This is a genomic window from Pseudomonas sp. 20P_3.2_Bac5 (assembly GCF_025466035.1).
Taxonomy (GTDB): Bacteria; Pseudomonadota; Gammaproteobacteria; order Pseudomonadales; family Pseudomonadaceae; genus Aquipseudomonas.
This window is the reverse complement of record NZ_JANLOA010000010.1, coordinates 1-16,768: the sequence shown is the minus strand read 5'-3', so window position 1 is coordinate 16,768 and position 16,768 is coordinate 1. Positions and strand designations below refer to the sequence as shown.

Annotated in this window: 16 protein-coding genes; 6 read left to right on the top strand and 10 right to left on the bottom strand. The window is 65.4% G+C overall.

Annotated features, from left to right (window positions below; genetic code table 11):
- Positions 1-256: 256 nt before the first annotated feature.
- The 3 genes from NTD88_RS01610 to NTD88_RS01600 are packed head-to-tail and all read right to left on the bottom strand — an operon-like array spanning position 257 to position 2,406.
- The gene (locus tag NTD88_RS01610; RefSeq protein ID WP_095158414.1) at positions 257-892 is read right to left on the bottom strand and encodes a nuclear transport factor 2 family protein; all 636 of its coding nucleotides are present in this window, start codon (positions 890-892) and stop codon (positions 257-259) included.
- A complete protein-coding gene (locus NTD88_RS01605; RefSeq protein WP_262155896.1) occupies positions 889-1,662 on the bottom strand; it encodes an SDR family NAD(P)-dependent oxidoreductase in 774 nt (257 codons plus the stop codon). The genes NTD88_RS01610 and NTD88_RS01605 overlap by 4 nt, the downstream gene beginning before the upstream one ends.
- 9 nt (positions 1,663-1,671) lie before the next feature.
- A complete protein-coding gene (locus tag NTD88_RS01600) occupies positions 1,672-2,406 on the bottom strand; it encodes an SDR family NAD(P)-dependent oxidoreductase (protein WP_095158412.1) in 735 nt (244 codons plus the stop codon).
- Between the two features lie 255 nt (positions 2,407-2,661).
- Between NTD88_RS01600 and NTD88_RS01595 the strand changes: the two genes are divergently transcribed.
- Both NTD88_RS01595 and NTD88_RS01590 read left to right on the top strand, forming a co-directional pair.
- Positions 2,662-3,495 (top strand): alpha/beta fold hydrolase, encoded by an 834-nt coding sequence (locus tag NTD88_RS01595; RefSeq protein ID WP_262155898.1) that lies wholly within the window; start codon positions 2,662-2,664, stop codon positions 3,493-3,495.
- Between the two features lie 137 nt (positions 3,496-3,632).
- Positions 3,633-4,619, top strand: coding sequence for a ribonuclease T2 family protein (locus NTD88_RS01590; protein WP_262155900.1), 987 nt, complete (start codon positions 3,633-3,635; stop codon positions 4,617-4,619).
- 329 nt (positions 4,620-4,948) lie between these two features.
- On the opposite strand, the gene NTD88_RS01585 is transcribed toward NTD88_RS01590, so the two are convergent.
- The 6 genes from NTD88_RS01585 to NTD88_RS01560 form a co-directional block, all read right to left on the bottom strand.
- The gene (locus NTD88_RS01585) at positions 4,949-6,178 is read right to left on the bottom strand and encodes an NADH:flavin oxidoreductase (protein WP_095158409.1); all 1,230 of its coding nucleotides are present in this window, start codon (positions 6,176-6,178) and stop codon (positions 4,949-4,951) included.
- Between the two features lie 61 nt (positions 6,179-6,239).
- Entirely contained in the window at positions 6,240-7,892 is a 1,653-nt protein-coding gene (locus NTD88_RS01580; protein WP_262128612.1) for a DUF1302 domain-containing protein, read from the bottom strand.
- Between the two features lie 87 nt (positions 7,893-7,979).
- Positions 7,980-9,587 carry a FadD3 family acyl-CoA ligase gene (locus NTD88_RS01575; protein WP_262155909.1) on the bottom strand — a complete coding sequence of 536 codons (1,608 nt, stop codon included), beginning with the start codon at positions 9,585-9,587 and terminating at the stop codon, positions 7,980-7,982.
- Between the two features lie 14 nt (positions 9,588-9,601).
- Complete coding sequence (locus NTD88_RS01570) at positions 9,602-10,624, bottom strand: ferredoxin--NADP reductase (RefSeq protein ID WP_262155902.1); 1,023 nt, start codon at positions 10,622-10,624, stop codon at positions 9,602-9,604.
- 65 nt (positions 10,625-10,689) lie between these two features.
- Positions 10,690-11,877: an acyl-CoA dehydrogenase family protein gene (locus NTD88_RS01565; protein WP_262128613.1), complete on the bottom strand. Its 1,188-nt coding sequence runs from the start codon at positions 11,875-11,877 to the stop codon at positions 10,690-10,692.
- A 231-nt stretch (positions 11,878-12,108) separates the two neighbouring features.
- The gene (locus NTD88_RS01560) at positions 12,109-12,564 is read right to left on the bottom strand and encodes an REP-associated tyrosine transposase (RefSeq protein WP_262155903.1); all 456 of its coding nucleotides are present in this window, start codon (positions 12,562-12,564) and stop codon (positions 12,109-12,111) included.
- A gap of 174 nt (positions 12,565-12,738) precedes the next feature.
- On the opposite strand from NTD88_RS01560, the gene NTD88_RS01555 reads away from it, so the two are divergent.
- The 4 genes from NTD88_RS01555 (at position 12,739) to dmpG (ending at position 16,360) form a co-directional block, all read left to right on the top strand.
- Positions 12,739-13,512 carry a glucose 1-dehydrogenase gene (locus tag NTD88_RS01555; RefSeq protein WP_262155904.1) on the top strand — a complete coding sequence of 258 codons (774 nt, stop codon included), beginning with the start codon at positions 12,739-12,741 and terminating at the stop codon, positions 13,510-13,512.
- A 77-nt stretch (positions 13,513-13,589) separates the two neighbouring features.
- A complete protein-coding gene (locus tag NTD88_RS01550) occupies positions 13,590-14,381 on the top strand; it encodes a fumarylacetoacetate hydrolase family protein (RefSeq protein WP_095158403.1) in 792 nt (263 codons plus the stop codon).
- Positions 14,382-14,403: 22 nt separating this feature from the next.
- Positions 14,404-15,327, top strand: coding sequence for an acetaldehyde dehydrogenase (acetylating) (locus tag NTD88_RS01545; protein WP_262155906.1), 924 nt, complete (start codon positions 14,404-14,406; stop codon positions 15,325-15,327).
- A gap of 10 nt (positions 15,328-15,337) precedes the next feature.
- Positions 15,338-16,360: a 4-hydroxy-2-oxovalerate aldolase gene (dmpG, locus tag NTD88_RS01540; RefSeq protein ID WP_095158401.1), complete on the top strand. Its 1,023-nt coding sequence runs from the start codon at positions 15,338-15,340 to the stop codon at positions 16,358-16,360.
- Positions 16,361-16,455: 95 nt separating this feature from the next.
- Here dmpG and NTD88_RS01535 read toward each other — a convergent pair.
- Positions 16,456-16,768, bottom strand: a 313-nt coding sequence (locus tag NTD88_RS01535; RefSeq protein ID WP_262155907.1) for an autotransporter outer membrane beta-barrel domain-containing protein, incomplete at its 5' end; no start/stop codon positions are given.

Below are 16,768 nucleotides of genomic sequence, written 5' to 3'. Positions count from 1 at the left end.
TTGGCGCTTGGCGATGAATCGCGGGGAGGCTGTTGAAGTCGACTCGATACCGCATCGTACAAACAAGGCGTTCAACCATGGCCTGACAGGCATAGGTACGTTGCAACCGATGTAGGAGCGAGCTTGCTCGCGATGCGCCGCACGGGCGGCGCTCGATCTCAAGGGCGCTGAAGGCATGTCGGCTGACACATGCATAGATTGTGTAGGTGCCCATGGCCATCGCTGGCAAGCCAGCGACGGCTTTTCTGCTCTTCTCTCACCGCACCCGAATCTTCGGGTCCCCCGCCCCCCGTCGCATTGTCTGCAAGAACCCCTCCAGCGGCGCTGGCTCGGCGATCTGTGGCAAGGCGTCCTTGTCCGGCCGGTTGGCCCAGAACCCGTCCCACGACGGGAACAGTTCATGGAAGGTGCCGGCATAGGGTTCACGCCCCGGCCAGCGCATTTTCAGGCCGCCGATCGGTGGTTTGTTGAGGTCGGTGGCGTACCAGTAGCACGGCAGCCGACGGCGGAAGCACCAGCGTCCGTCGATGCGCTCGTAATCGTCCCAGTAGAGCATCTGCATGATCACCCACTCGGGCCCGGTCTCATGCTCGTTCTTCGAATAGACCACGCCGGTGGCATGGTCCGGGTCGCTGAATTCGATGATGTGCTGGCCCAGGTGGTGCGAGGTGCCGTGAAACTGCTTGCGCATGGTTTCGTCCAGCCACGCCTTGAGGTGCGCGCGGCCGCTCTTGTCGCGGCCCACCCGCACGTCGGCGGCGAAGCAGTTGGCCATGGCGTCCATGTCGCGCATGTCCAGCGCCAGCGCGTACTTGCCGGCCAACTGGCGGATGGCGTCGAGCGATTCCAGGCGGTCGATGCGCTGCAGCAGCGAGGCGTCGTCCTGGCTCATTCCAGCACCGTGTACAGGTCGGAGCTGCGCCCGCCGTCCACGCTCAGGCTCGCGCCGGTGACATAGGACGCTTCGTCGCTGGCGAGGAACAGGATGGCGTTGGCCAGCTCCACCGGCAGGCCGACCCGTTTCATCGGGATGACCTTCTCGGTATTGGCGCGGGTCCGGGCATCGCTGAGCATGCCGGCGGTGGCCGGGGTGTCGACCACGCCGGGGATGACCACGTTGCAACGCACCTTGTGCGGCGCGCCTTCGCTGGCAGCGGCGCGGCTGAAGTTGATCACTGCCGCCTTGGCCGCCGAGTAACCGGCCATCCAGGCGGTGCCGAACAGGCCGCAGATCGAGGCGATGTTGACGATGGCGCCGCCGCCATTGGCCTGCATCAGGCGCATGGCGGTGCGGGTGCCCCAGAAGGTGCCGTCCACCGTGGTGCTGAAGTTGGCGTGCCAGTCGGCGGTGGTCATGCTGTCGATGCCGCCCCAGGTGTAGGCCATGGCGTTGTTGACCAGAATGTCCAGGCGGCCATGGCGCTTGGCCGTGGCTTCCAGCGCGGCGACATAAGCGTGCTCGTCGCTGACATCGGCCACCGCGACTTCGGCCTGGCCGCCCAGTGCCTGGATTCGTTCCTGGAGATCCTGCAGTGGTTCGGGACGCCGCCCGCAAAGCACCACGGTGGCGCCTTCCTCGGCGAAACGCAGGGCGGTGGCTTCACCGATGCCGGAGCCGGCACCGGTAACGAAGGCGATTTTTCCTTGCAGACGCTTGCTCATGGAAACTCCTCAGATAAAGGCCATGCCGCCGTTGACGGCGATGTTCTGGCCGGTCATGAAACTGGCGTCTTCGCTGGCCAGGAACACCGCCACCCGGGCGATCTCGTCGGTTTCGCACATGCGCCCCAACGGTACGTTCTTGAGCAGCGCCTGCATGTGTTCATCAGGGATGCCGGCCATCATCGGCGTGTTGGTCGGGCCCGGCACCAGGGTGTTGACGCGGATGCCGCTGGCCGCGAGTTCGCGGGCGATGGAGCGGGTCAGCCCCATCACCGCGGCCTTCGACGCGCAGTAATGGCTGGGGCCTTCGCCGGTCAGCGCGGCGGTGCTGGAGAGGTTGATGATCGCGCCCTGGCGCTTGCCCTTGAGCATCAGCCGCGCGCCTTCGCGGGCACACAGGAAGGTGCCGCCGAGGTTGACGTTGATGACCCGCGCCCAGCTTTCGTCGGGGGTATCGAGAAAGCTGTCGAGGGCGCCGACGCCGGCGTTGTTGACCACGATATCGAGGCCGCCGAAACGCGCCTCGACCTGGCCCATCGCATCGGCCACCGACGCGCTGTCGGCGACGTTGCAGGACAGCGCCAGGACGTTCTCGCCGAGGTCCGCCAGGCTGGCGGCCAGGGCCTGTTGATCGAGGTCCACCGCCACCACTTTCGCCCCTTCGGCGACGAACCGGCGCACGATGGCCTGGCCCATGCCCTGCCCGGCGCCGGTGACAAAGGCCACCTTGTTCTGCAGCTTCATAGCGTTCTCCTTGGAATGTTCGACGCGACCCGCAGACAGCGAGCCCTCCCCGGCATGATTGGCCCGGCGCCCGGGGCGAACATCGTCCAACAGGACTAGCGCCGCCGTCGGGCCATGTGGTCTGAACGGACGATGTGGCGACGCCGCGCAGGGCCGAGCATCCCCTGGCGCACACTGGCCGGGTGTGGCTTACCCCTTCGCTCATCCACCACACCCGGCCGGTCTGCGCGTCCATCCGCAGACCTGGAGAACCTCATGAACCAATCCGTAGACCTGCCCTTGCCCGTCGGCCATTACCAGACCCTGCCCGGCGGGCTGCGCCTGCACTACCTGGACCAGGGCGAAGGTCCCGTGGTGCTCTGGCTGCATGGCAGCGGCCCGGGTGCCAGCGGCTACAGCAACTTCAAAGGCAACGCGCCGGACTTTGTCGCCGCCGGCTACCGCAACATCCTCCTCGACCTGCCCGGCTTCGGCCGCTCCGACAAGCCTGATGACGTGCAGTACAACCTGGATTTCTTCGTCGATTGCGTGGGGACGTTCCTGCAGCAGATCGGCGTCAGTCGCTGCACCCTGCTCGGCAACTCGCTGGGCGGCGCCATCGCCCTGGGCCTGGCTCTGCGTCACCCGGAGCTGGCGGAAAAACTCATCCTGCTGGCGCCAGGCGGCGTCGAAGAGCGCGAAACCTACTTCCAGATGCCGGGCATCCTGCGCATGGTCAGCCTGTTCAATGCCGGCCCGATCGGCATGGAAGAAATGCGCAGCATGATGAGCCTGCAACTGTTCGACCCTTCAATCCTGCCGGAAGACCTGCTGCAGGAACGGGTGGCGGTGGCAGTGACTCAGCCGAAAAACCTGTTCAGCACCATGATGGTGCCGAACATGGAAAGCCGGCTGGGCGAGATCCAGTGCCCGATCCTCGGTTTCTGGGGCAGCAACGACAACTTCAACCCGGTCAGCGGCGCCCAGCGCATCATCGATGGCGCAACCAAGGCACGCTTTATCGTGCTGAACCAGTGCGGACACTGGGTGCAGGTCGAGCACCGGACGTTGTTCAACCGCAGTTGCGTGGAATTCCTCCAGTTCGGTTGAGTCAGGACACCGCCCGGAGCAGCAAACACTGCTCTCGGGCACACCCCTTTTCCCCTTGGTTTCTCCGCGCCATCAGGCCACGACTACGGTAATCTCCCGCGTCAACAGGCACCCGTTTGCTGACACAGGACCTAACCATGGATCGTCTGGCCTTACTCGCCCTCGCAACCTTGCTCACCTTCGTCAACGTCGATAACGCCCTGGCCGTGGAAACCAGCGCGGGCACCTTTTCCGTCTCGCAGCGCTGCGAAGCCTTTCAATCGTTCAAGAACAGGACCAACCCTGGCGACCTTTCCGTCGAGCCGGGGCAGACCTACCAGATCGCCGAGGTCAACCGCGAGCAGTACCAGTGGATCAGGGTCAAGGTCGGCGCGGGGAAGAACGACCTGCGCTGGGTTTCCGCCGACTGTGGCCAGGTCGACGGGCTGGTGATCTCCGAAGCGGGATCGCAGGCGTGCCGGATTCCCGACCAATACGACAGCTATGTGCTCGCCGTGACCTGGCAGCCGGGCTTTTGCGAGCATGACCAGGGCGGCCCGGCGAAACCGGAGTGCGAGGCCATGAAAGACGGCGCGCTGACGGTCAACCACTTCACCTTGCACGGGCTGTGGCCGAACAAGCAGGAATGCGGGATTGACTACGGCAAATGCGACGGCGCCGACCTCGATCTGACCGCCGACACCGTGGACTACATCACGCCGTGGATGCCGAACTTTCATTACGGCACGCAGTTCGGCAACTACGAATGGAAGAAACACGGCGTGTGCCAGACGGCCATGACCGATGACGCGTACTTCCGGTTCGCGGTGGACTTGCTGAAATCCTTCAATGACTCCCAGGCCGGTGAATACATCCGTGGCAACGTGGGTGGAGAAGTGTCCAGGGAGCAGTTCTATTCGAAACTGGCCGATGAGTTTGGCAGCAAAGACGTGGGCAATAATTTTCTGCTGATCTGCAGCGGTGACTACCTGGAGGAGATCCGGGTGTCGCTGCCGAAGGACTTCAAGGGCGAGCGCACGTTGAAGGGCGTTATCGGCCAGGCATTCCTGCCCCGCCAGGCGACTGACCGCGGTGAGTGCCGAGCGGACCGGATCCGGATCGAGGCCAGTGGTTCGGGCGCTTGATAGCCGCAGCGCCTGAACGCGCATGCATGTGCATGCATATGCATGTATGTGTAGGAGCGAGCTTGCTCGCGATAAGGCGACCACCTTGGGCCTGGGTGTTGGCGCTAGGGCTGTGAGCTTATCCATTCAATGTGGCGAAGCCGCCGGCCCCTTTCGCCTTTACGGCGAGTCCATTTTGTCTTGGCAAAATAGACGAAAACCGCTGGCTCCTGCATCCGGCCCTACGCTGCGCTCCGGGCCCCCCTGTGGGAGCCGGCTTGCCGGCGATAGCGTCCTCAGCTTCCCCAGACTTTATCGAATAGATAAGCCCACAGCCCCAGCCCCACCACCTAGCCCGCCGCCGGCACCCGATTCAACGCAGCATCCCCCGGCTGCCCCAACACGCACGAGGTCCCGCCCGGCGTATACATCATCGCCACGCAACGGTTGCACGCCGTGCATTTGTTGCTGCGCCCCTCGCCATTGGCCAGTTTGTTGACATACCCCGGCTCGGCGATCAGCGCCCGGCCCATGGCAACCAGGTCGAAGCCTTCGCTCATCAGTTGTTCAATGCTGCCCAGGCTCTTGGCGCCGCCCAGGTACGCCAGCGGCATTTTCACCGCGGCGCGGACCTTGCGCGCGTGTTCCAGCAGGTACAGCTCGCGGAACTCCACCACCGGGTCGGTCATGCGCTGGATGGCCATGGCCAGGGCGATCACCGGGTTCTTCTGTTGCACGCGGTTTTCCTTGGGGAAGGACGAGCCGAACATGGTGGTGATGGATTCGGCGTTCATCCCGGCGCTGAGCACCAGCAGGTGCGCGCCCTCTTCTTCCAGCAGGCGCGCGATGCGGGCGCCGTCTTCGGCGCTGTTACCGGCGCGCACGCCTTCGGTGATGCTGTATTTGCAGATCACCGCCAGCTCGTGGCCCACCGCGTCGAGCACCGCGCGCAGCACCCGGCGCGGGAAGCGCAGGCGGTTTTCCAGGTTGCCGCCGTATTGATCGCGCCGCTTGTTGTACAGCGGCGAGATGAACTGGCTGAGCAGGTAGCCATGGCCCATGTGGATTTCCACCGCGTCGAAGCCGGCCTCGCGGGCCAGTCGCGCGCCTTGGGCGAAGTCCTCGACCACTTGCTGCATGTCGCGCTCGGTCATGGCTTGCTTGAGGAACATGCCGCTCATCATGCCGATCTTGTTGAAGCCGCCGCTGGCCGACAGCGGTCGTTTGGTCGAGCGTTCGCGGATGAAGGTGAAGCAACCACCGTGGGTGATCTGCGCGCTGGCCAGGCCGCCCTTGGCGTGCACGGCCTCGGTCAGGGCCTTGAAGTGCGGCAGGCTCGACGGTTCGAGGATCAACTGGTTGGGCAAGGTGCGGCCGTCCTTGCTGACCGCGCAGTAGGCCACCGTGGTCAGGGCCACGCCGCCGCCGGCGAGGTTGGCGTGCAACGCCGCCAGTTGTTTGGAGGGCACGCCGTTGGCACTCATGCCTTCGTTGGTGGCGGCCTTGATAAAGCGGTTTTTCAGGGTCAGCGGGCCGATGGTGACGGGGCTGAACGGCGATGGAGCGGAACGGGTTTGCATGACAGGCCTCGACGTTTGGACGAACAAAACCGGCCACGCCGCCAGGGCGTGGCCGATTGCGTCAGAAGGTGTATTTGGCGTTGAACGACAGGTAATCGCGGTCGGCCATCAGGCGGCCCTGGGCGATATCCGGCGAACTGAGGTAGGCCACGTAGGTCAGGCCGACCTGGAAGTTGCCCAAGTACTTGAAATCGCCGCCCACGGTCAGGCGTTTCTCGTCGCGGCCCAGGCCCTGGTAGGCGCTGCCGTCGACGTTCTGCGTCCACACCACCTTGGTGGTCAGGTCCAGGCCGTTGGCGATGGACGGGTAGTCCATGTAGGCGCCGATCCCGAGGAGGGTCGAGCCGCGGGTCTGGGTGGCCGACTCGAAGTTGTCGTACACGCCATCGACGCCCGCCCCGCCGCCGCTGACCACCAGCTTGTCGACGCTCTCGATGCGCTGGTGCACCACTTCACCCATGAAGGTGGTCTGCTGGGCGATAAAGCTCGGGCCGAGGATGTACGACGCGTTGAGGTTGCCCTGCCAGATTTGCCCGGTGGTCGGCGCGCCGTTGTCCAGGTACACCGAGGCGCCGTCGCGGTAGCTGAGGTCGCCGGCGTACTGCACCGAGTCGCCGATCTTCGAGCTGAAGCTGATACCGGTCAGCGCGACGTCCTCGAAGTAGCCGAGGCGATAGGCCGGCGCTGACTCCACGCCGCTGTGCCGCGCCAGGCGCTTGAGCGACGAGTATTCGGTGGTGCCGCTGAAGTCGAAGAACATCGAGCCGACGCGCTCGTGGTAGCGGTAGTGGAACAGCCCGACTTCGGTGTTCTCGGTGATCCGGTAGCGCACGCCCAGGCCCCATTGGCCGCTATCGCGCGGCTTGAGTTCGCCGGCGTAATTGACCCCGGTGAAGCTCTTGTCCGGCAGGTTGGCGATCACGCCGGGCGCCAGGCGGAAGAACTCGGCGCCCGGGCCGAAGGTGTCGCTGCCGAAGTAGTCGCCCACCGGGTTGAGCTGGGTCTTTTCCCACTCGTACTGGTAGAAGCCCACCAGCGCCAGGTCTTCGTTCAGCGACCAGGACCCCGAAACCTGTCCCACCGGCAGGTAGGAGTCCTTGGCCTCGGTGCCCGGCACGTTGAATTTGGTGGCGTCCACCGGCGCCTGGCCCTGGCTGATGTTGGCCCAGAACAGGCTCTCTCCCCAGGCCACCAGGTGGCGGCCGGCCTTGACCGACAGGTACTGGGTGTCGCCGATGTCGAAGTTGCCGTAGACATAGGCGTCCAGCAGCCGCGCCTTGCTGCCGCTGAGGCGGCGGGTGTCGTCGCTGAAACCGTCGGCGCGGCCGACCTTGTTCACCGTGCCGGGCGAGTCGTTGTCGTTGCGCTGGTGATAGACGTCGTCGTAGAAGTGGCTGCCGCGCAGCACCGCGCCGAGGTTGTCGTGCTTGAGCAGCATTTCGCCAAACAGGCTGACGCGGTTGTTGATCAGCGCGCCGCGTTTGAAGTTGCGCGTGCCGTCGTCGTTGTTGAGGTCGTTGAGGTACTCGTGGGCCGGCTTGCCGGTACGCATCGAGGCGGTGTAGTTGACCGTCAGCGAGGTGTCGAGGGTGGTGTTGTCCCCCAGCTCGAAGCTCGGGCCGGCGCTGGCCGCGCCACTGGCAAGGCCGACGGCCAGTGCCAGCAGGCTGCGACGACGAACATCACGGGTGGCGATCCGCTTGGGCAAAGACATGCTCCTTTCTCCTTTCTTGTTGTTTTGGGGCTTGCCGGCGCAGCCTGGAACAGCGCCCGCGCCGGCACATCGTCCGTTTGGTGAAAATCAGCCGTTGCCCACCAACGCACGCAGTTCGTTCTTCGCCACCTTGGCCGAGGCGTTGAGCGGCAGCGCCGGGAACAGCCGCACGCTGCGAGGCACCTTGTAATTGGCCATGCGCTCGCGGCTCCAGGCGATCAGCTCGCCCTCCTCCAGTTGCCGGCCTTCGCGCAACACCACGCAGGCGCAGCCGACCTCACCCATGCGCGCATCGGGGATGCCGATGACCGCGACCTGGGCGATGGCCGGATGGGCGATCAACGCCGCCTCGATTTCCGCCGGGTAACAGTTGAAGCCGCCGACGATGTACATGTCCTTGAGGCGGTCGGTGATCACCAGGTTGCCTTGCGGGTCGAGCCGGCCGACGTCGCCCGTGTGCAGCCAACCGTCGGCATCGATCGCCTCGCGCGTGGCCTCGGGGTTCTCGAAATACCCCTGCATCACGTGGAAACCGCGCAGGCAGATTTCGCCGGTTTCACCCTGGGCCAGCGCCTGGTTCTGCGGGTCGCGAATGCTCACTTCGGTGCCGGACAGCGGCCGGCCGCTGGTGCCGGCGATGGTCTCGGCGCTGTCGCCGGGGTCACACAGGGTCGCCAGCCCACCGCATTCGGTCAGGCCGTAGGCGGTGGTCACCACGCTGAAGCCCAGCTCGTTGCGCATCCGCTCGATCAGGCTCGGCGGAATGCTCGCCGAGCCGGTCACGGCGATACGCAGGCTGGACAGGTCCGTCTCGGCCAACCGTGGGTGGGCCAGCAGCGACAGGTACAGGGTCGGCGCCCCCGGCAGCACGCTGATGCGTTCGTTGGCGATGCGCTGGAACACCGCGTCGGCGTCGAACACCGCATGGGGCAGGATGGTCGCCCCGGCGATCAGGCAGGTCAGCCAGCCGGCCTTGTAGCCGAAGGCGTGGAAGAACGGGTTGACGATCAGGTAGCGGTCCCCCGGCACCAGGCCGATGACCCGCACGTATTCGCCAAACGCCCGCAGGTTCTGGCCGTGGGCACTCATCACGCCCTTGGGTTTGCCGGTGGTGCCGGAGGTGAACAGCAGGTCGCACATCGCTTCCGGCCCGATCGACAAGGCGCGGCGCTCGGCGGTGAGTTTTTCGATGGTCAGGGCGCCGGTGAGAAACTGGCCGAAGCCGAGGTCACGGGCGTCGGTGGCGCGCTCGACATCGAAGATCACCTGATGCTCCAGGCTCGCCGGGCGATGGGGTTCGAGCAGCGCGGTGTAATCGACATCGAGAAACTGCCGCTGCACGAACAGCACGCGGCAGCCGCTGCGTTCGAGAATGTCGGCGGCCTCGGCGCCCTTCATGCGCGTGTTGACCGGCACCAGCACCGCGCCGGCGCAGTGAATACCCAGCGCCGCGAGGATCCACTGGCGGCTGTTCGGCGCCCACAGACCGATGCGGTCGCCGGCCTGGATGCCCAGGGCCATCAGGCCGCGGGTGATGGTCAGGACCTGCTCGGGCAGGTCGGCATAGTCCAGGCATTCGCCGTTTTCTTCGATGGCGCTGCGCCCGGCGAAACGCCGCGCGCTGTCGAACAGCATCCGGGCGATGCTGGCGGGCGCACCGGTATCGGCTGCGACTGGGTTCTGGCTCGGGATCATCATCGACTCGCTCATCATTCGGGGAAGCGGATACGCAATTGCGCGGTGGTGGGCACGGCCTGGCAGGCGAGAATCCAGCCCTCGGCCAGCTCGCCTGCGTCCAGCGCATCGTTGTGCAGCAGGTCGACCGCGCCGCTTTCCAGGGTGCACATGCACGAGGCGCAGCCGCCGACGCGGCAGGCGCTGGGCGGGTTGAGACCGGCGCGCTGCATGGCGTCGAGCACGGTTTCGCCGCTGTCGCAGGGCAACTCGTAGTCCTCGCCGTCCAGACGCACCGCCAGTTGCGCGGCCATCGCCGCCTCGCTGACCACCAGCGACAACGCTTCGCCTTCGCCCGGCAGCGAGACGAAACGCTCGACATGCACCCGGCCAGTGGGCATGCCGAGGCTTTTCAGCGCGGCCACCGCGGCATCCATGAACGGCGCCGGGCCGCAGATAAAGGCCTGGGCATCGATAAACGGACGCGCCAGTTCGGCCAGTTGCGCCGTGGCCGGCACGCCTTGCACCGAGTCCAGCCAATGGACGATCTGCAGGCGCTGCGGATGGGCGTTGGCGAGGAAGCGCAGCTCGTCGCGGAAGATCACCGACTGCTCGTCGCGGTTGGCGTAGATCAGCAGGATCCTGCCAGTGCCGGCGAGCAAGGCCGAGCGCAGGATCGACAGCACCGGTGTCACGCCGCTGCCGCCGCCGAACAGCAGCAGATCGCTGTCCAGCGAGCGCGGCACGAACACCCCGGCGGGCGGCAGCACTTCCAGGGTCTGGCCTTCCTGCAGTTCTTCGCACAGCCAGTTGGAGGCGCGGCCCTCGCGCACGCGCTTGACCGTCACCCGCAACGGCTCGTCCAGCAACGGCGTGCTCGACAGCGAATAGCAACGCGGCAGCCAGCCGCCTTCGAACGGCACCCGCAGGGTCAGAAACTGCCCGGGTTGATAACGAAAACGCTCGGCCAGGTGCTCGGGGATGTCGAACACCAGCGAGCGGGCGTCGACCGTTTCCTCGATCACCCGCGCCACGCGCAAGCTCAGATAGTCATTCATGGTTCAGGTACTCCGGGCGACCTGCCTGTGCGGCACAGGCAGGCGAACGCGCGATGGGATGGGCCTCAGACGAACGGGTCCGGGTTGGGCAGGCCCAGTTGCACCGCGCCGAAGCTGCGCCCGTAGGCCATGAAGTTGTTGGCGATGTGGCCGCGGGCCTGGTGCAGGTCGCGGAACAGCCGCGCCACCGGGTTGCTGTTGTACAGCCCGGACGCGGCCATGCTGCGCAGCAGGTCGTTGACCCGGTCGGCGCAGACGTTGGTCACATAGGACGATTGATAGCGATACAGCAGGCGGGTTTCGGTGTCCGGGTACTCGCCGGCGCAGGCCAGGCTCATCAGGTGGTCGTAGTTGCGCTCCAGCACCAGCTTGAGGGCATCGACGGTGATCACCGCCTCGGCCACCGAGATTTGCGCCACCGGATCGTCCGCGGTGCGCGCACCGTGCTTGCCGATGTGCGCGGCGGCATTGGCGCGGAACTCGTTGATCGCCCCTTGCAGCGCGCCGATGGCCGAAGTCGAAACCGCGCGGGAAAACACCTGGGCGAAGGGAATGGCGTAGATCGGGTTGGTGTTGACCAGGCGGCCCGGGGTGGCTTCGATCCGCCAGTTGTTGGTGCGCTGCACGCGGTGCGCCGGAACGAACGCGTCCTCGACCACGATGTCGTGGCTGCCGGTGCCGCGCAGGCCCAACACGTCCCAGTTGTGCTCGATGCGGTAGTCCTGGCGCGGCAGCAGGAAGGTGCCGTGCTCGCTGGTGAAATCGCCGTCGGCCGGCAGGATGCCGCCGAGGAACACCCACTGACAGTGCTCGCTGCCGCTGGAGAAGCCCCAGCGCCCGCTGATGCGGTAGCCGCCCTCCACCACCGTGACCTTGGCCGCCGGCATGTAGGTGGAAGAAATCAGCGCGCCGTGGTCATTGGCCCAGACCTCGCGTTGCGCCTCGATCGGGTAGCGCGCCAATTGCCAGGGGTGCACGCCCATCACACCGTAGATCCAGGCGGTGGACATGCAGCCCTCGGCGAGGATCATCTGGATTTCGAAAAAGGTCCGCGGGTCGACCTCGTAGCCGCCGAAAGCGCGGGGTTGCAGCGCGCGCAACAGACCGGCGGATTGCAGCTCGATGATGCTCTCGTCCGGCACCCGCTGCTCGCGCTCGGCCTGCGCGGCGCGCTCCTTGAGCAACGGCACCAGGCGTCGTGCCCGCTCGATCAGCTCGACTTCTTCTTCATTCTTGTCACGCATGCTGTACATCGCTCGACTCTCCCGATCTGGTTGCGCCCTTGCGCAAGCTGAGGGTGATGATCGGATTCGCGGGCGGGGTCGTTCATCGTCAAAGCGGACTAGGGCTTTTTGGTATCGAGGGCATGGCGGGGGATTTCAGTGCTCTTGAGATCGAGCGCCGCCCGCGCGGCGCATCGCGAGCAAGCTCGCTCCTACCCCCCCACCCCCAAACCTGTAGGAGCGAGCTTGCTCGCGATGGCCCTACAACCACACTGCATCCCAATGCGGATAATCACCCAAGCGCTGCACAAGCCCGGCCCTCAAAGGATTGGCCACGATGTACCGCGCAACCTCGAGAATATCGTCCTCCCGGCGCAACGCCCGATCATGAAAGCCCGGCTGCCACAGCCGGCCCTGTCGCCCGCATGCCGCGTTGACGCTGCGCGCACTACGCGACTTGAAGCGCTGCATCAGCGTGTTTAGGCTGGTCTGCCGCAGTTCTATCAACCAGTGAATATGGTCAGGCATTACAACCCAGGCCAACGAATTCGCCAGCCCCTCATCCTGCACTTGCCGGAACTGTCCAATTACCAGTCTCGCCAGGCACATCTCCCGAAAAATCGGGACCCTGTTCGCAACCGTAGTGGTCAGAAGATACAAACGCCCCTGTTCGGAAAAACGGCCATGTCGTAAACGCTTGTTGTGTGGACGATCCATATCAGCCTCCTGCCAATAGAGACCTCAACCTAGCGCGCCAACAACTCACCTGCCCCAAATCAGTGGTTCCAGCTATTTCGCGCCATCCCGCTAGTCCATTGAGACGATGCCCCCAAATCCCCGCCCCGGCCATAGTCCCTTCCATCATCCAAACCACAGGAGAAGGGACAGCCCATGACTATCCTCAAGCGATTCCAACTGGACGGTAGCGTCGCCATTGTCACCGGCAGTGGCCGTGGAATCGGGCGGGCCATTGCCCTGGCCTATGCCGAGGCCGGGGCCGATGTGGTCTGCTCGGCGCGCTCGCTGGCGGACGTCGAGGCGGTCGCCGCGGAGGTCCGCGCCCTCGGTCGGCGCGCCCTGGCCATCGCCTGCGATGTCAACGACAGCGAACAACGCCAGGCCCTGGTCCGCCAGAGCCACGAGCAACTGGGCCGCATTACCCATCTGGTGAACAACGTCGGCGGCGGCGGGCCCAATGACCCGCTGCAGTTGAGCCCGGAACAGTTCGACGAGATCCTGCGGTTCAACGTGTCCACTGCCTACGCCTTCTGCCAGCTCTGTGTGCCGCTGATGCGCGAGGCCGGCGGCGGCAACATCATCAACGTCAGTTCGGTGGCGGCGCGTTATTCGCAGCGTCACTTCAGCGCCTACGGCAGCGCGAAGGCCGCCCTCAGCCACCTGACCCGTCTACTGGCCCAGGATTTCGCCCCGCAGGTGCGGGTCAACGCCGTGGCGCCGGGCCCGACCCTGACCGACGCACTCGCCGGGGTCATGCCCGCCGCCATGCGCCAGAGCATGGAAGCCAACACCCCGCTCAAGTGCCTGGGCACCCCCGAGGACATCGCCGCCGCCGCGCTGTACCTGGCGAGCCCGGCCTCGGCCTGGGTCACCGGCAAGATCATCGATGTCGATGGCGGCGCCGACTCCAGCGTCTGGGTCGGCTGACACCGCTTCCCCTTTTTGGCCGGCACCTTGAACCCGTTGGGGCCGGCCTTTTTTCTTCCTTCAGAAAGAGCCACGTCATGGACGCCCATTTGATCGATGCCCTCGGCGCCGAGCTGTTCCACGCGCTACGCAGCCGCAAGACCCTCGCGCCGCTCAGCGAGCGCTTTCCAGATATCACCCTGGATGACGCCTACCGTATTTCCCTGCGTTTCCTGCAACGTCGCGAAGCCCTCGGCGAGCAGGTGGTGGGCAAGAAAATCGGCGTCACCAGCCGCGCCGTGCAAGAGATGCTCGACGTGCATCAGCCCGATTTCGGTTTCCTCACCAACGCCATGCAAGTGGCCGATGGCAGCGATGTCAGCCTGGCCCGCTACCACCTGATCCAGCCCCGGGCCGAGGGCGAGATCGCCTTTGTCCTCGCCGAGGACCTGCACGGTCCCGGGATCAGCGCCGACGACGTGCTCGCCGCGACCGAGTCGGTGATGCCGTGCTTCGAGATCGTCGATTCGCGGATCGACAACTGGCAGATCCGCATCCAGGACACGGTCGCCGACAACGCCTCCTGCGGCGTATTCGCCCTCGGCACCCAGCGTATCGACCCGCGCGAGCTGGACCTGGCCCGCGTCGAAATGCACCTGCTGAAGAACGGCGTACCCGCCGGCAGCGGCTTCGGCTCGGCGGTACAGGGGCATCCCTGCGCGGCGGTGGCCTGGCTGGCCAACACCCTGGGCGAGCTGGGCATTCCGTTTCGCCGTGGCGAAATCATTCTTTCCGGCGCTCTGGCGCCGCTGGTGCCGGTCACCGCCGGTGATCGCATCAGCCTTTCCATGAGCGGGCTGGGCCAGTCCAGCCTGCGCTTCATACCTTGAGCACCCTGGGGAGCCACAGACGATGAGCAAGAAAATCAGATGCGCGCTGATCGGGCCGGGCAATATCGGCACCGACCTGCTGTACAAACTCAAGCGCAGCGAGGTACTGGAACCGGTGTGGATGGTCGGCATCGACGCCACCTCCGAAGGCCTCGCGCGCGCCCGCGAACTGGGCCTGAAAACCACCGCGGACGGCGTCGACGGGCTGCTGCCGCACGTGCTCGACGACAACATCCAGATCGCTTTCGACGCCACCTCGGCCTACGTCCACGCGGAAAACAGCCGCAAGCTGAATGAACTCGGCGTGCTGATGATCGACCTGACGCCCGCGGCGATCGGCCCGTACTGCGTGCCGCCGGTCAACCTCAAGGCCAACCTCGGCCTGGGCGCGATGAACGTCAATATGGTCACCTGCGGCGGCCAGGCCACCATCCCGCTGGTGGCGGCGGTGTCCAGCGTGCAGCCGGTGGCGTACGCCGAGATCATCGCCACCGCGGCGTCGAAATCGGTGGGCCCGGGCACGCGCAAGAATATCGATGAATTCACCCGCACCACCGCCAGTGCCATCGAACAGGTCGGCGGCGCGAAAAAAGGCAAGGCGATCATCATCATCAACCCGGCCGAGCCGCCGCTGATCATGCGCGACACCGTGCACTGCCTGACCGAAGACGAGCCTGACCAGGACGCCATCCGCGCGGCCATCGACGCGATGATCGCCCAGGTTCAGCGCTATGTGCCGGGCTACAAGCTGGTCAACGGGCCGGTGTTCGACGGCAACCGGGTTTCGGTGTTCATGGAGGTCGAGGGCCTAGGCGACTACTTGCCCAAGTACGCCGGCAACCTCGACATCATGACCGCCGCCGCCGCCCGCACCGCCGAGATGTACGCCGAAGCCATCCTCAAGGGCGAGCTGCAATTGCGCGCCGTCCAGCCCGCCCACGCCTAAGGAGAACACCATGGACCTTCGTGGCAAGCGCATCACCGTACACGACATGTGCCTGCGTGACGGCATGCACCCCAAGCGTCACCAGATCAGCCTGCAACAGATGAAAGACATCGCCTGCGGCCTCGATGCCGCCGGCATCCCGCTGATCGAAGTCACCCACGGCGACGGCCTCGGCGGCAGCTCGGTGAACTACGGTTTCCCGGCCCACAGCGACGAAGCCTACCTGTCCGCGGTGATCCCGCTGATGAAGCAAGCGAAAGTCTCCGCCCTGCTACTGCCCGGCATCGGCACCGTCGATCACCTGAAGATGGCCCATGAACTCGGGGTTTCCACCCTTCGCGTGGCCACCCACTGCACCGAGGCCGATGTCAGCGAGCAGCACATTACCCACGCCCGCAAGCTGGGCCTGGATACAGTCGGTTTCCTGATGATGGCCCACATGAACAGCCCCGAGGGCCTGGCGAAACAGGGCAAGTTGATGGAGAGCTACGGTGCCAACTGCATCTACCTCACCGACTCGGCGGGTTACCTGTTGCCCGAGGACGTGAGCGTGCGCGTCGCCACCCTGCGTGCCGCGCTCAACCCGGAAACCGAAATCGGCTTCCACGGCCACCACAACCTGTCGATGGGCGTGTCCAACTCCATCGCCGCCATCGCCGCTGGCGCTACCCGCATCGATGCCGCCTGCGCCGGACTTGGTGCCGGTGCCGGCAATACGCCGATGGAAGTGTTGGTCGCGGTGTGTGAACGCATGGGGATCGAGACCGGCGTCAACCTGTTCCAGATCCAGGACGTGGCCGAGGATTTGGTGGTGCCGATCATGGACTTCCCGATCCGCAGCGACCGCGATGCCCTGACCATGGGCTTTGCCGGGGTCTACGGTTCGTTCCTGTTGTTTGCCAAGCGTGCCGAGAAGAAATACGGCGTGTCGGCGCGGGAGATTCTCGTGGAGATGGGCCGACGCGGGATGGTCGGCGGGCAGGAAGACATGATCGAAGACACCGCGATGACGCTGGCGCGGCAGCGCGGTTAAGAGCATCGCCGGCAAGCCCGGCTCCCACAGATACTGCACAAGTCTCAAGTTCAGTGCTGAATCTGTGGGAGCCGGGCTTGCCAGCGATTTAGGCCCTAGAAGCCCATGCTGAAGCTCACGGTCACTGCATGGTCCCGGCTATCGCTGGACAATTGTCCCGAATAGCCAACACCCAGCTTGCCCGCTGCGCCAACACTCACATCCAGCCCCGCCTCGACCACCGCCGCATCCTTGGCGATCGGTACGCCTTGGGTGCTGAACGCCGCACCACCATCGACAAAGCGCAGGTCGGCGTCCGGCGTGGTGTCGCCGAAGGCATGCCGCCAGCCGAGGCTGCCGCGCGGGGTCAGGGTGGTGCCGTTACCCAAGGTGAATTGCTTGCCAGCGCGCAGGCCGACAGTGGTGAAG

What these genes read in the sequence shown, in the direction of transcription:
- NTD88_RS01610 (WP_095158414.1), bottom strand. Translation starts at nt 892, where the DNA reads ATGAGCCAGGACGACGCCTCGCTGCTGCAGCGCATCGACCGCCTGGAA.
- NTD88_RS01590 (WP_262155900.1), top strand. Translation starts at nt 3,633, where the DNA reads ATGGATCGTCTGGCCTTACTCGCCCTCGCAACCTTGCTCACCTTCGTC.
- NTD88_RS01595 (WP_262155898.1), top strand. Translation starts at nt 2,662, where the DNA reads ATGAACCAATCCGTAGACCTGCCCTTGCCCGTCGGCCATTACCAGACC.
- NTD88_RS01570 (WP_262155902.1), bottom strand. Translation starts at nt 10,624, where the DNA reads ATGAATGACTATCTGAGCTTGCGCGTGGCGCGGGTGATCGAGGAAACG.
- NTD88_RS01560 (WP_262155903.1), bottom strand. Translation starts at nt 12,564, where the DNA reads ATGGATCGTCCACACAACAAGCGTTTACGACATGGCCGTTTTTCCGAA.
- dmpG (WP_095158401.1), top strand. Translation starts at nt 15,338, where the DNA reads ATGGACCTTCGTGGCAAGCGCATCACCGTACACGACATGTGCCTGCGT.
- NTD88_RS01575 (WP_262155909.1), bottom strand. Translation starts at nt 9,587, where the DNA reads ATGATCCCGAGCCAGAACCCAGTCGCAGCCGATACCGGTGCGCCCGCC.
- NTD88_RS01565 (WP_262128613.1), bottom strand. Translation starts at nt 11,877, where the DNA reads ATGTACAGCATGCGTGACAAGAATGAAGAAGAAGTCGAGCTGATCGAG.
- NTD88_RS01555 (WP_262155904.1), top strand. Translation starts at nt 12,739, where the DNA reads ATGACTATCCTCAAGCGATTCCAACTGGACGGTAGCGTCGCCATTGTC.
- NTD88_RS01580 (WP_262128612.1), bottom strand. Translation starts at nt 7,892, where the DNA reads ATGTCTTTGCCCAAGCGGATCGCCACCCGTGATGTTCGTCGTCGCAGC.
- NTD88_RS01545 (WP_262155906.1), top strand. Translation starts at nt 14,404, where the DNA reads ATGAGCAAGAAAATCAGATGCGCGCTGATCGGGCCGGGCAATATCGGC.
- NTD88_RS01550 (WP_095158403.1), top strand. Translation starts at nt 13,590, where the DNA reads ATGGACGCCCATTTGATCGATGCCCTCGGCGCCGAGCTGTTCCACGCG.
- NTD88_RS01600 (WP_095158412.1), bottom strand. Translation starts at nt 2,406, where the DNA reads ATGAAGCTGCAGAACAAGGTGGCCTTTGTCACCGGCGCCGGGCAGGGC.
- NTD88_RS01605 (WP_262155896.1), bottom strand. Translation starts at nt 1,662, where the DNA reads ATGAGCAAGCGTCTGCAAGGAAAAATCGCCTTCGTTACCGGTGCCGGC.
- NTD88_RS01585 (WP_095158409.1), bottom strand. Translation starts at nt 6,178, where the DNA reads ATGCAAACCCGTTCCGCTCCATCGCCGTTCAGCCCCGTCACCATCGGC.